Below are 14,146 nucleotides of genomic sequence, written 5' to 3'. Positions count from 1 at the left end.
GATTTCCATATATCCTATTCACATGGATAAAAATGTGCGATAGACACATATCCAAATTACCCAGTTTTGAAAAAAAAGAAGAAGCCCATTCTTAGCAACAAAAAGCAATTATCAAAATAGAAAAGTATGATCTAGCTGAATTCATTTTAATAAAATTCTCTTTGTTTAGTTGACAATTGCCACTGTTTTTCATAACATGTTCACAAATATATATATTTAGATTGGAGTCCCAAACTTGAGGAATGCCGCAACCCTTTTGTTTCTGATTTTCATGGTATCTTATCGATTGATGACACGGTTAAGCTTAAAGGATAAACAACACTCTCCCTTGAAAATTGGCCATAGAGGTGCAGCTGGATACTGCCCTGAGAATACATTTGCATCTTTTAAGAAAGCCGTAGACTTAGGTGTAGATTACCTTGAAATCGATGTCCAAATGACAAAAGACGGTGAATTGGTCGTGATTCATGATTCAACCGTTAACAGGACAACGAATGGGAAAGGGAAGGTAAAGGACCTCACCTTGAAAGAAATTCAAAACCTTGATGCAGGAAGTTGGTTCCATAGTAAATTTGCTGGTGAGAAGATCCCTTCCCTCGCTGAGTTTTTCGATGAGTTTGCAGGAAAAATTGGTATTTTACTTGAATTAAAAAAACCCTCACTTTACCCGCAAATTGTAGAAAAGACTGTCGAAGAACTAATCAAAAGAAATTTAACATCAGGAGAAAATCATATAATTATTCAATCATTTGATCGTGGTTCACTTAAACGTTTTCATGAACTGCTTCCTTCCATCCCGATTGGAGTTTTAGTAAAGAATTCGGGTGTAAATATTATTTCAAATAAAGATTTAAGGTCTTTTGCAAGTTATGTTTCTTATGTAAATCCTAAAATAACCATGGTTAATAAAAGGCTTATTAAAAGAATTCATCAACATGGATTAAAAACGATTATATGGACAGCGAAAAAAAAGAATGAGGTAAATACTTTAAAAAATCTACATGTCGAAGGTATTATTACTGACTTTCCAGATTTGTGTTAAGAAAATCGATTAGGGTCTGGGTCTATATTTTATTTCCTGATTAGACCCTAATCTGCTCATTTTATTAACATTTCGGTTCAACAATGGGAAGTTCCCGATTAACTAATCTCGGGGATAAAGGTTGAATACTGCAAAAACAAGATAGATCAACTAAAACACAGTTATTCGTTTTTATTAATGAAAATACTTCGTCACAAAGGTCTACTGGAAAACCATCTATATCTACAGGCAAAAGCAGCGATAGCTTTGCACAGCAATGCCATGAATCAAGTTTTTCTAATCTGAATACTTGAGTAGTAAAAAATAGACCACTCTTCGTTTTCCCCAATACCTCAAATGGACATTTACTATTAGAAAGGACAAAGGGAATGGTATCAAACCCAATTTCATCGCATACAAATTGAAAACCTTCAAAGGATAATCTTTGTTGTTCATCAAGCAACTGTTCCATTTCATTACATAAACAATGCTCCTCGCACCGTCCTTTTTCCATGTCTTTCCCTCCTTCCGTCCCGTTGAACAATCCACTTATTTTAAAATATTCTATTCAGCAATTGTGGTATAGGCAACTTTCTTACGGAAAACGGGTAAATGACTAATTATTTCTAGATAGGTTCTTACCCGTTTATGTTTATTTGGGTAAATAAACATAAAACTGGCTGCAAAGTTTGTAACAAAAAAAAAGCAGCTTACATTTTGTAAGCTGGCTAAAATTTAAAAGAAAATAATATAAAGAATTAATGCCAAAACAATGCGATAAATTGCAAACGGCAAAAGTTTAATTTTGTTAATTAGCTTTAAGAAAAAGCGGATGGATAATAACGCAAAAATAAAGGCACTAATAAATCCTGCAATAAAGAATGGCAAGGCATCAATCGTCATATATTCCCAGTTTTTTAATAAGGAGAGTAAACTTGCACCTGCCATAATTGGCACAGCCATGATAAAGGTAAAATCCGCTGCAGCACGGTGACTCATTCCCAGTAATACGCCACCTGAGATAGTTGATCCGGAACGAGAAAATCCAGGCCATAAGGATAAGCATTGAAATAAACCAACAGCCAAAGCTTGTCCATAGGAAATCTGATCAACTGTTTGTGTTTTCGGATGTTTTGGACCAATAATATCTGCAAGAATCATTAATATAGCACCAATTACTAAACCAATTAAAACCGTTGCGGTTGAAAATAAGTGGTCATCAATATAGTCATTGAAGAGAACGCCTAGAACACCTGCAGGAATTAATCCCACAATAACTTGTGTTAATTTAAGACGGCCTTGCTCGTTAACAACTTTCTTATTGAAGCGGCCTAGACCTAATAAATCGATGAAGCGGTCCTTAAAGGTGACGACAACCGCAAGAATCGAACCAAGTTGAATAACAATTTTAAACGTGTTGGCTCCATGCTGCGTCAAAAACTTTTCAGATTGCAACCACATATCATCAACGATAATCATGTGCCCTGTGGAGGAAACTGGTGCAAATTCTGTTAAACCTTCTACTAATCCAAGGATAATGGCTTTAATAAAAATTAGTAATTCCATGTTATGATTTACTCCTAACCTATTGCGACAGTATCGTAAGTCATGATGATTTACAACCTATTTATTCTACTCATTAACTAACTACTTTGCAATATTTTTTTTATTTTTACCTCTCGTTATTAATAACGACGTAATTCATGTAATAGTTTCATTTATTTACTTTTCTCCACAAACAAAAATGTGGCCCGCTAAATTACATGGCCACATCAGACAATTTCCTCTACAGCATTTAATTATTGTTTGCCGTTGATGATTCTCATGACATGTCCATTAAATTTCTTTTTATAGTAACCACTCGTTAAATCTGCAATCGCAATCCCCGTCGAGCTTTGTGAACCAATGAATTTACCTCCACCAAGATATATCCCCACATGTCCGTCTATTTTATAAGTATCAAAGAATACAAGGTCCCCAGGTCGTGCTTCACTCCTTGATACTCTGATTCCAGTATTTTTCAAAATATCGGTATGGGCACCAACTTTAATCCCTGCCTGTCTGAACGCCCATGCAACAAATCCAGAACAATCAAATCTTCCATTGGCAACATCATAAGAATTTCTTCCCCCGCCAAAAACATAAACAGAGTTCCCTATGTACTTATCACCTGCGTGGATGACAATATTAAGTGCTTCATTTGTGGTAGTTGGTATCGAAACATTAATATTAACAGGTTCGGTATTCTCATCCTTAGAGGTATCACTTTTTATTTGTGCTTCCTTTGATGCAAGCGTACCATCTTGCATTTGTAAATCTGCCATTACAGTAAGTTTTTCTTGCTTTTACACCCCTGCCTTCTTAATTCCAATAAAGCAAACCTGTATCATCCTATTTTCTCTTAAATAGAAGTATAACTTCTAAATTTGTCAACTAGGTAATAATAATATTACATTAACATTTCATCGGTAACTTTTGGAAAGGATTTAACAAAGTGTTCATTCTTAGCTAAACTCTAAAGTCCAACGAAAATAAAAGAACCACAATCTCTTGTTTCTTAATGAAAAGAGATTGTGGTTCTAATATAGAATAAAATTTACCTATGTGGATCCTCAAAGTTTATTATTCTCCTTAGAAGGTAAAAATAATTATTGCGGTTTAATGAATTCTTTAAAGCTGGATTTGCTTCTGTCAACAAGATTCAAATGAGAATCTTTTGCAAATTCAACATATTCCTTCCTTACTTGGAGCCATGCATTTCGGCGTTCACGTCCATAAGCTACACTAGATTCTGCACTTTTTTCAATATTATCTTCCATTTGTTCAACAACATGAAAGATAGACTTAATTGGTGTAAGAGCGAGGTTCTCTAATTGTCCTGAAACCTCTACAAATTGTTTCTTAAGTTCTTCAGTTTCGGGTATTGGTAACACCTCGTCCTTGACATCTTCTTTACCGAATGGTAATTGATGAATCAGTTCTGAGACTATTTCCTTGTTAGTTGTTTTCGACTGTTGATACAAATTTGAAACGGATTTCCTAAATTGCTTATTAAATTTGATGACTTCCTTTAATACATTAATATATGCATCCTCACCATTTTCCCGTAACTGTTCTGCACGTTCACGTGATAGCTCGAATTGATCCCAAAATGTGTTAACAAATGAACCTACGGCTACCGATTCCTCTACTGCTTGATTAATTGTTTCTACTGCAGATAGAACCGTTTCATTTTTCTTCTGTGCCATCGTCATTCCTCCTCTGTCTATTATTGACTTTCTCTATGGAATCCTTCTTATGAAATGAAGGCATATAGAGCTCAAAGAAACTGGAATACATTTTGAAAAATTGATCCAATAACGATTGGTAGGATTCTAGTTGATTGGCATATCCCTTTAAGTATTTAATCCCGGCATTAGTTATGGAGTACCTTCTTTTAGCAGGACCACTCCCGTTAGTATCCCATTCAGATGATAACAGCTCGTCCTTTTCAAGTTGTCTTAACAACCTGTATAAATTTCCCTGATCAAGTGTCTTAAACCCGAATGCCTCTAGCTTCTGGCTAAGCTCATATCCATGAAGAGAAACCTTACTAAGAAGTAATAAAATAAATGGTAGCACAAAATTTTTTGAAGCATTAATTGATTGATTGTCTTGATTCACCATATCTTAATCACCTCACTCTATATGTATTTTACACTTATGGGTAATATTTTGTCAACATAGTAAATAAATATGAATAAAAGTAAAATATCAAAGTTTACATTTACCTACTTTGGTAATAAACTAATAAAAATAGAAGGTGCTGTGAACTGGAAAAAGCAAAAATTAGTAAGTCGGGGGTCCCTTATTTACACTTGGGTAAGGGGGAACCATTGGTGTTGATCCATGGTTTAGGTGAAGTAAAAGAAGGTTGGGAAGACCAATATGAATTAGCAGATCAATTTGAGTTGATCATCCCTGATTTACGCGGTCATGGGGCGTGCAATAAATCGGATGGAATTTCGATTCGAAATTTTGGTTCAGACATAATTGGTTTACTGCAGGAGTTAGAAATTGAAACTGCACATATTCTTGGTCTATCAATGGGTGGTGCCGTTGCACAGGAAATTTACCGTCAAGCTCCCGACCGCTGTCGTACACTCCTATTAATAAGCTCATTCCACTATTTCCCCAAAAAACTAAAGGGTTTATTATTTGATTCACGAATAGGAAAACTTGAACGAATTACAACATCAGGTAAACACTCGGAATTTGCAGCACGCATGGCACTTTACTCTTGGAATAAAGAAACGCTTGAAAAATTCAATAAGTTTTTCCAACCTAAACAACATATTTTTATTGACTCCTTGGTAGCATGCTTTGAAGTCAATAATTTATCGTTATTACCGATGGTAAATGTTCCAACCCTTATTGTTGGGGGACAATATGACTCTATATTGCCGATTTGGATTCAAGCCTGGATGCACAAATTAATCCCGCATTCTGAATTTATTATTATGAGGAATACCGGTCATCTTGCCAAACTGGAAGCAAAAGAGCGATTTAATAACCTCCTGCGAAAATTCCTCGTTCAACAAAAAAGAGCTTCATAAATGATAAGCGGAAAGGATGGGGTTCTTCCCGCTTATCAATTATTCCTATACCCTATCAGTTTATGAGAGAAAATCCTAAATTTCTTGCGAACGAGAGGATAGCCACTTATCTGCGAAAATAGCAAATTTCCCAGTTAAGGCTAGTGAGACATGCCCGCCTTCAAAAACCTGGTAGGTTTTATCTTCACTATATACCATGTCAATAACAGGAAGGCTTTGCTTCTCTAATATCAGCGTATCTCTTGAAGTTGAGAAGACAAAGAAAGAGCAAGTGATATTTTTTAAATCTACTTTTCTACCGCCAATTTTAAGCTCTCCTTTAAGGAGTTTGTTATCTTTATATAAATCATTAAATAGCTGTTTGAACGCTGCACCCGAAAACGATGCCGAGTCTTTTGTCCATTTATCCATCCGCCGCCACTTTTCAACATAATCTGCATCATGCGCTCGGGAAATTAGGTTTATCATGGGACTCACATAGACTGGAGAGAGTCCTCTGAACAATCCATACATAATTTCTGATGGGATTACTCCATACACTTCAGAAAGACGATCAAAGTTAATTACCCCTTTTTGCAGCCCTTTTAACCACTTATCCGGAACAATGCCAATGCTAAAGTCAATTGGAACTGTAGCAAGGACTAAATTCTTAATCGGTAATTTCGTTAGAGAAGCAAAGATGGCGGCAACAGTCCCTCCTAAACAATAGCCAATCATCGATATTTCTTTTGCCACGGAATGTCGTAAGGCCCGTTTGACGCCATTTTCCAAATAATCAAGGATATAATCATCAAGGGTTATTTCACTATCTTCGTAACCTGGAGAACCCCAATCTAGAAAATAGACATCATATCCTCGTTCTGTTAGTCCGCCTACTACACTGCTCCCTTCGCCGATATCTAAAATATAAGGTTTATTAAGGAGTGAGTAGACTATAAACAATGGAACCTGATACTTTTTTTCTTTTGCCGGATGATAATATAAGGTTGATTTATTTTTTTTCCAAATAATCTCTCTTGGTGTAGAGACAATATCCGGCTTCGGTTCTGTTAAGACTTTATAGACTCTATTCCACCTTGCTGATTCTTTTCCAACATCCAGAAGTGGTATAAAATATGTAACTGATGCATTAGAACTCATCATTTTCAACCCCTTTCATCCTTCGTGCCAGCACCAGTAAGAGTCAGTTCTTTTTCCTTGTCTTTTGTCTTTCCTTTTTGCATAAGACTTTTCAATTTTGCTAGCTCCTTCTTAATATCCGATATCTCTGTTATTCCTTGTTTCAATTCCTGGAAATCCCCTTGAATTTTTACAGATTCAAATGTATCACTAATTCCTTTTAACTCCGCTTTGATTCCCTTAATGTCCTCTATTTCTTTGCGCAACTCCTGAAGATTAATTTGGATAATTTTTATATCTACAAGACCCTGCCGTAATTCTTGAAAATCTTCTTTAAGTTTTTGTGTTCCCGTTATTTCTTCGGCCATTTTTTGGAATTCATTCTTCATTTGTTTAACGATGCTCACCATCTCTTGAAACATAGCCGAATTTTCGTTATTTAACGAACCTAAACTATCCTGCAAATTCCAAATTTGTTCTTCTAAAATATCAATTTTTTCTTCCGTTTGAAGCGACAACTTTGCTACATTAGCAACATCTTTTTTCGTTGGAATATTCATTACCCCAGCCATGAGTTCTTGGTTTTTTCTTAACAGCTCCATGTACCGTGCATGGCTTTCCGTACCAACCTTTAACAAACGAACAAACTCATTATTATCAGTTATCTTGTATAACAGACCATTCAATTGGTTTTCCCACATTTCACTAATTCTTCTGAATCTTAGAAATGGATCATATACTTTTTCCTTAGACATTTATGATCGCTCCTTGTTATTATGATTTTGTATGTTCTTCTACTTTTTCCATGTATTTATTTAATGGGAACATTAGTGATTTGATTTGTCTCGCAAAAAGATTGACAAACCCCTTTTGATTTTCATAGATAAGGTTACCAGCTTGTTTAACGGTTTTTATATATTGCTTCCTGCTTTTTTTCCTTACAGCAATATATTGATCAATAATTTCAAGGTATTTATCCATAGCTTGATTGTGGGTAATCGTTTGAAAAGGTTTGTGTAGAATCAACATAGTTCTTTTTTGAATTTGATCAATCTGGACATTGATTTCTTCATACGACCTTAACGGGAAGAAATGCTGCAGAGTAGTGGTGGACATCAAAAATTCCTCCCTTGTAGTTCTTTCCCATTCGGCAAATTCCTTATTAAATTTTTCTGATATTGCTTTTATATTGCCTTGATTCCTTTTGATGCTGTCAGCAAAAAACATTGCCTCTTTCAGGAAAACCTCATCCCGGAAATCCCCTCGCTTGGCCCATTCGTCTAATTCATTAAATGCTTTGTGCCAGAGGATATCTAAGCTAGAAAGTTGTGCTTCACTGGCGTCTTTTTCTATTTCGTTTTTGTCAGTCATCATTACTCGCATCCTTTCAAGAAATATTAGTGAAATCCTACTATTAATTTAAAACAAATAAATATCTCCTTTTTAAACCTCCACTTTTTCATGTTCTTTTCGGAGCATTCTTCTAAGTAGCTTGCCTACTGATGATTTAGGGAGTTCGTCTAGAAATTCAATTTCTTTTGGCACTTTATATGGTGCAAGATTGATTTTTGCAAAAAATTGTTTTGTTAATGTCTGGTTTTTAAGTTTATATCCCACTAAATGCCTGATGGTATATCTCCGCAAGTTCGCTAATAAATGGTTGTTTTGGATTGGCAATTGTGTCTTGGTCGTCGAAGGCAAGTTCTGCGAGAGCTGTTACTTTGCTTTCAAATTCTGTTTTATTGACTCCGTTTGCTTCGATACTCATTGGAATTTCCAGGTCCTCAGCAAGCTTAATAATTTCCTGAATTAGGCTTTCAACACCTTCCTCCGTTGTACTTGCAGGCAGGCCAAGCATGTTGGCAATTTCAGCATAGCGCTCGTCTGCAATAAAACTTTCATATTTAGGGTAGGTCATGAATTTATTTGGTTTTGCTGCATTGTAACGGATTACATGCGGCAAAAGAATCGCATTGGCACGTCCGTGCGGGATATTAAATTCTGCACCTAATACATGGGCAAGGCTATGATTTATCCCTAGGAAAGAATTGGCGAAAGCCATCCCAGCAATTGTCGATGCATTGTGCATTTTTTCGCGAGCTAGTTCATCACTGCCGTCCCTATAAGCAAGTGGCAAATACTTAAAGACAAGCTGAATTGCTTTCAATGCAAGTCCATCTGTATAGTCATTCGCCAATACTGAGACATAGGACTCAATTGCATGTGTCAGGACATCCATCCCTGTATCAGCAGTAACCTGCTTTGGAACGGTCATGACAAACTGCGGGTCGATAATTGCAACATCAGGTGTCAATTGGAAATCTGCAAGTGGGTATTTAATATTTGCATTATTATCTGATATGACAGAAAAAGCTGTGACCTCTGAACCCGTCCCAGAAGTAGTCGGAATCGCAACAAATTTTGCTTTTCCACGAAGAGCTGGGAATTTTACAACTCTCTTACTTGGGTCAAAAAACTTTTGCGTTAAACTATGAAAATCAGTTTCTGGCTGTTCGTAGAATAACCACATTGCTTTCGCAGCATCCATTACTGAACCACCACCAAGGGCAATAATACAATCCGGCTGAAATTTTCTCATTCTTTCCGCACCAGTCATAACCGTATCAATGCCCGGTTCTGGTTCAATTTCGGAGAATGTTTCAAATTGGATTTTACTTGGATTCTTTTTAAGATAATAAAGAACCTTGTCGACATAGCCATTTTTCACAGGGCTTCCGCTGGTGACAATAAATGCCTTTGAGATTTCTGGGATTGAAGCAAGCGTTTGAATTGAATTTTTCTCAAAGAAAATCTGTGATGGCACTTTAAACCACTGGGTAAACGTTCTTCTTTTTGCAACCTTTTTAATATTTATCAGATTTTGTGCTCCAACATTTTGTGACACCGAGTTCCCCCCATAAGTTCCACATCCGATTGTTAATGACGGTAATGATGTGTTATAAATATCCCCAATTGCCCCATGGGTCGATGGTGTATTGACCATGATTCGGCCGGCTTTCATCCGTAGTGCGAAAATATCTACTAAATTTTGATCAGCTGTATGAATCGCAGCTGAGTGTCCAAGTCCACCGTATTCCAATGTTTCCTCAGCAATATGCATGCCTTCTGCAAAACTATTAACCTTATAACAGGCAAGAAGCGGGCTTAGTTTTTCACATGAAAGCGGATATTTCGGACCTACTCCCTTTAATTCAGCAATGAGGATCTTGGTATTTACCGGGACATTTACTCCTGCCAATTTAGCTATCATCGAGGCGGGCAATCCAACGATTAAATGATTGATAGAATTGGTTTTTTCAAAAACTGCAACCTTTTCCACCATTAATCGCTCTTCTTCATTAAGAAAATAACAATTATTTGCTATCATTTCTTGCTTTACTTCTTCATAAATTTCTTGATCGATTATAAGAGCTTGTTCAGAAGCACAGATCATGCCATTATCAAATGTTTTTGATAAGATAATGTCGTTAACTGCGCGTTTGATGTTAGCGGTTTTTTCAATATAACAAGGGACGTTTCCAGCGCCAACTCCAAGTGCAGGTTTGCCTGAACTGTAAGCCGCCTTTACTAAATTTGGTCCACCTGTTGCTAAGATGAGGGATATCTTCGGATGCTTCATTAAGGCCTGAAAAGCTTCGTGTGAGGGAACTTCAATCCATTGAATACAATTTTCTGGAGCCCCTGCCTTAATAGCGGCTTCCTTAAGTAATTTTGCTGTCTCAGTACAGCATTTTTGCCCAAATTGCGGAAAAGCAAAAATAATTGGATTCCTTGTTTTAAGCGAAATCAATGATTTAAAAATAACTGTGGACGTCGGATTTGTAATCGGAATGACCGCCGCAATGACACCAACTGGCTCGGCAATCTCTACCATTCCTTCATTTTCGTTTTCGTTAATGACACCAACAGTTTTCATACCTCGAATATTGTTGTAAATAAACTCTGTGGCAAACATGTTTTTGAATACTTTATCTTCATAAACACCTCTTCTAGTTTCACTAACGGCAGACTTTGCTAGATTCTTATGATTTTGAAGTGCGATGAGAGCCATTTGTTTGACGATTTCGTCGATTATTTCTTGATTGAAACAACGGAATTCACCGAGCGCCTTCGCACCGTTATTAGCTAATGTATCAATCATTGAAGTAATCATCTGTTTATCTACTGCCCTTTCTTCAACTGCCAACTAATATCTCCTCCAAATTCATTTCATTTCGGAAATTCGACTGAATATAGGTTTGTTTATAATTCAAATGCTATTAAGGCCACTCCCTTTTCTTTAACTGGCTAAAATATATCACGGTCGATAAATCGAAATTTGTCGAATTGCGCACAAAAATGAATGAATACCCATTCATTTTTAAAAAATTCACTAAATGTTCGAAATTTACGCAACATGATATTTCATCACCTTCGCTTTTGACAGGAAGAAATATATGAAAAAAGCCATAAACTCTTCTTTCGAGAGAGTTTATGGCTTGTACTTCAATATCAACCAGTATTTCGTAATCCTGCAGAGATCCCACTAATTGTCAGCAAAACTTCAATTAATAGTTCTTCATTAGGCTCTTCTTGATTTCTTAGTTCCTTTATTAATTCAACTTGTAAAAAGTTTAGCGGATCGACATATGGATTTCTTCTATATACCGATTCCTTTATATTTGGTGTATGATCTAACAATTCATTATCACCTGTTATTCTAAGGAGAACTTCTTTTGTTGTTTCGTATTCTTCAAGAATATTAGTAAAGATTCGTTCTGCAATGGTCTGGTCTTTCACAAGGGATAAGTATTCTCTTGCTGTCGTAATATCAGCTTTCATTAATGCCATTTGCAGGTTATCAATCGTTGATTGGAAGAACGGCCATTTTTCATACATTTGCTGAAGCATCTGCAAATTTTGTTCTCCATTAGCTACAAATCCTGCTAAACCAGTACCTGCTGCGTACCATGCTGGAAGCAATTGACGGCTTTGAGTCCAAGCAAACACCCATGGAATTGCCCTTAAATCTTCAAAGCGGCCCTGATTTTTTCTACTCATTGGCCTTGAACCGATGTTTAAGTCTCCGAGCTCTCTTAGTGGTGTCGCTTCCGTGAAGTAGGCAAGGAAATCTGGATCTCCAAATACAAGTGATTGATATTTGGTCAAAGCCAAGCTTGAAATTTCTTCAATCGACTCAACCCATATTGGATCACGTTGAAAACCTTGCTTCGCTTCTTTTGATATATGTGTTGCCGTTAAGAGCAGCGTGGAAGTAGCCTGTTCCAAACTCCGATAAGCAATATCCTCAAGTAAATAGCGTGAAGATAAAACCTCGCCTTGCTCCGTAATTTTAACCCCGTCGCCAATGGTTTCTGCCGGTTGAGACAGGATACTTTTATTTAATGGACCGCCGCCACGGCCTAGCGAACCACCACGGCCATGGAAGAACTTAAGTCCGATCTGGTACCTCTTTGCCATTTCATGAATTTCAATTTGAGCTTTATATAGTTTCCAGTTAGCTGTCAATGTACCACCATCTTTGCTTCCGTCCGAGTAACCAAGCATTATTTCCTGCTGATCCCCCATTATTTGCAAATGATTTCGATAGACAGGCATCTCAAATAGTGTTTCCATAATTTCAGGCCCAGCAGTTAAATCGTCAATTGTTTCTAGCAAAGGCGCCACATGTAAATGACTTTCTAAGGTCCCATCTGCGTGAAGTCGATAAATCCCAGCCTCTTTAGCAAGAACAAGTACCTCTAGTAAATCACTTGGGGATTTTGTCATGCTCACAAGATAAACGGAAATGGACCGCTTCCCAAATTCTTCGTGTGCCTTCTTGATCATTTGGAAGACTTTAATCATTTCCTGAGTTTCCGCCGAATAATCTTCATTTAATAATAGAAGCGGGCGAGGATCCAATAGGATATTTTGCAGTATTTTTAGTTTTTCATCTTCCGCAAGCCCCGCATAATTATCGGAGATACTGACTTTGCGCAATATTTCGGTCATGGCTGCTTCATGTTCACCACTATGATTCCGAATATCTAGTGTCGCTAAATGAAAACCAAACAATTGAACTTGTCGAATCAGCTTTTGAATAGTCATTAATTCATGTGCTGCTGGATGATGCTTTTTCAAACTTTTTTTAATAATAAATAAGTCTTCTAGTAGTTCATCGGAAGATTTATAGCCCAAGTCCGTTTTACCTACTTGTTTTACTCGTTCAATAATGATAGCAAATGCTCGACGGTACACTTCCGTTTGAATTGGCCATTTTTTTTCATCGGTTAAATATGTATCTTCTAGTTCAATCAACTTAAGAAGATCATTACTTACCTCCACTCTTGAAGTGGAATGACTGTATCGTTTCATTAAATCAACGAGAACATTTTTATATTTTTTTAAGACGAGTCTTCTCTGCCTATTTAGTGTCTCCCAAGTAACATCGTGTGTAACATTGGGATTCCCATCACGATCTCCACCAATCCATGATCCAAAACGGAGAAAATTTGGAACTTCCCATTGTGTTTGAGTGTAATTCTTCTCTAAACAATCTGCCACTTCCTGATGGATTTCAGGAAGAACCTCGAAAAGGGTCTGATCAAAATAATATAGTCCGTTTCTCACTTCGTCTAAAACCGTAGGCTTAGTTTGCCGTAATTCATCCGTTTGCCAAAGAATTGAAACTTCATTAAACAATCTCTCTTCAAGCTTTTTTCTTTCTCTACTTGTTAATAACGGATGATCGAGACTTTTTAGGATAACAGCAATCCGCTGCTGAATTTCAAGAATTGAACGCTTAGTTGCCTCTGTTGGATGGGCTGTAATAACCAGTTCAAGTGACAAAGTATTAAGGATATCTTGAATGACATCTTCCTTAATATTGTTCTCTTTAAGCGAAAGAATAGCACTCTCTATTGAAGCGGGTTGGACAATAGTTTCATCCTCTAGTTGGTACTGTCTCCGTCTACGAATACGATGATTCTGTTCTGCGGCATTAATTAAATGGAAATACATGGAGAATGCTCGAATAACTTGTTTCCTTAAAGGTGCGCTTAGACTAGCAATTTCTTCCTTTAATGCATCATAGATAGCTTGATCAAAATGTTCTCTTAATGTCTTACACATTAAACGTATTTTTTCCACTTTATCCAATAGTTCGGTACCACCGTGATTGAGCAGAATCTCTCCAAGCATTTTAGCCAGTAATTTCACGTCTTGTCGCAACGGAAGACTGCTGTCATTCAATTTCAATTCTATAGTCATACTGCCACCTTCCCTTAATCGAAAATTCGGTAAATTTTTTATTTATTAATATAACATAATTTTTTGCATCATGTTAAAAAATAAGTGCTGTTTTTTAAAAATAAAGTTTATTCTGATTCAAAAAAACCTGCCAAATGCA

At 36.6% G+C, this 14,146-nt stretch carries 12 protein-coding genes and 1 pseudogene; 2 read left to right on the top strand and 11 right to left on the bottom strand.

Annotation, left to right across the window (positions count from 1 at the left end):
• Positions 1–235: 235 nt before the first annotated feature.
• Entirely contained in the window at positions 236–1,042 is an 807-nt protein-coding gene (locus CCK98_RS08480) for a glycerophosphodiester phosphodiesterase family protein (RefSeq protein WP_088086177.1), read from the top strand.
• A 64-nt stretch (positions 1,043–1,106) separates the two neighbouring features.
• Here the strand turns inward: CCK98_RS08480 and CCK98_RS08475 are convergent, their stop codons facing one another.
• The 5 genes and pseudogenes from CCK98_RS08475 to phaQ all read right to left on the bottom strand — a co-directional run bounded on the left by CCK98_RS08475 (position 1,107) and on the right by phaQ (position 4,687).
• Positions 1,107–1,535, bottom strand: a complete 429-nt coding sequence (locus CCK98_RS08475; RefSeq protein ID WP_088086176.1) for a CotY/CotZ family spore coat protein — start codon at positions 1,533–1,535, stop codon at positions 1,107–1,109.
• 221 nt (positions 1,536–1,756) lie between these two features.
• Positions 1,757–2,587: an undecaprenyl-diphosphate phosphatase gene (locus CCK98_RS08470; RefSeq protein ID WP_088086175.1), complete on the bottom strand. Its 831-nt coding sequence runs from the start codon at positions 2,585–2,587 to the stop codon at positions 1,757–1,759.
• Positions 2,588–2,820: 233 nt separating this feature from the next.
• A pseudogene (locus CCK98_RS08465) lies at positions 2,821–3,204 on the bottom strand (C40 family peptidase); the annotation flags it as partial.
• A 465-nt stretch (positions 3,205–3,669) separates the two neighbouring features.
• A complete protein-coding gene (locus CCK98_RS08460) occupies positions 3,670–4,269 on the bottom strand; it encodes a hypothetical protein (protein ID WP_179195747.1) in 600 nt (199 codons plus the stop codon).
• Positions 4,250–4,687, bottom strand: a complete 438-nt coding sequence (gene phaQ, locus CCK98_RS08455; protein ID WP_088086172.1) for a poly-beta-hydroxybutyrate-responsive repressor — start codon at positions 4,685–4,687, stop codon at positions 4,250–4,252. Before phaQ ends, CCK98_RS08460 begins: the two co-directional genes overlap by 20 nt.
• 212 nt (positions 4,688–4,899) lie before the next feature.
• Here phaQ and CCK98_RS08450 point away from each other — a divergent pair, with 212 nt between their 5' ends.
• Complete coding sequence (locus tag CCK98_RS08450; protein WP_256942288.1) at positions 4,900–5,616, top strand: alpha/beta fold hydrolase; 717 nt, start codon at positions 4,900–4,902, stop codon at positions 5,614–5,616.
• A 75-nt stretch (positions 5,617–5,691) separates the two neighbouring features.
• On the opposite strand, the gene CCK98_RS08445 is transcribed toward CCK98_RS08450, so the two are convergent.
• The 6 genes from CCK98_RS08445 to ppc all read right to left on the bottom strand — a co-directional run bounded on the left by CCK98_RS08445 (position 5,692) and on the right by ppc (position 14,007).
• A complete protein-coding gene (locus CCK98_RS08445) occupies positions 5,692–6,759 on the bottom strand; it encodes an alpha/beta fold hydrolase (protein ID WP_256942287.1) in 1,068 nt (355 codons plus the stop codon).
• Between the two features lie 2 nt (positions 6,760–6,761).
• Complete coding sequence (locus CCK98_RS08440; protein ID WP_088086170.1) at positions 6,762–7,490, bottom strand: hypothetical protein; 729 nt, start codon at positions 7,488–7,490, stop codon at positions 6,762–6,764.
• A 19-nt stretch (positions 7,491–7,509) separates the two neighbouring features.
• Positions 7,510–8,109, bottom strand: coding sequence for a hypothetical protein (locus CCK98_RS08435; protein ID WP_256942286.1), 600 nt, complete (start codon positions 8,107–8,109; stop codon positions 7,510–7,512).
• Between the two features lie 69 nt (positions 8,110–8,178).
• Positions 8,179–8,352, bottom strand: coding sequence for a hypothetical protein (locus tag CCK98_RS34750; RefSeq protein WP_179195675.1), 174 nt, complete (start codon positions 8,350–8,352; stop codon positions 8,179–8,181).
• Complete coding sequence (gene adhE / locus CCK98_RS08430; protein ID WP_088086168.1) at positions 8,342–10,942, bottom strand: bifunctional acetaldehyde-CoA/alcohol dehydrogenase; 2,601 nt, start codon at positions 10,940–10,942, stop codon at positions 8,342–8,344. The genes CCK98_RS34750 and adhE overlap by 11 nt, the downstream gene beginning before the upstream one ends.
• A 305-nt stretch (positions 10,943–11,247) precedes the next feature.
• Positions 11,248–14,007, bottom strand: a complete 2,760-nt coding sequence (ppc, locus tag CCK98_RS08425; protein ID WP_088086167.1) for a phosphoenolpyruvate carboxylase — start codon at positions 14,005–14,007, stop codon at positions 11,248–11,250.
• Positions 14,008–14,146 lie beyond the last annotated feature (139 nt).

The organism is Bacillus sp. OV166 (assembly GCF_900177675.1).
Lineage (GTDB): Bacteria > Bacillota > Bacilli > Bacillales > Cytobacillaceae > Neobacillus.
This window is presented reverse-complemented; position numbering and strand designations above follow the sequence as displayed.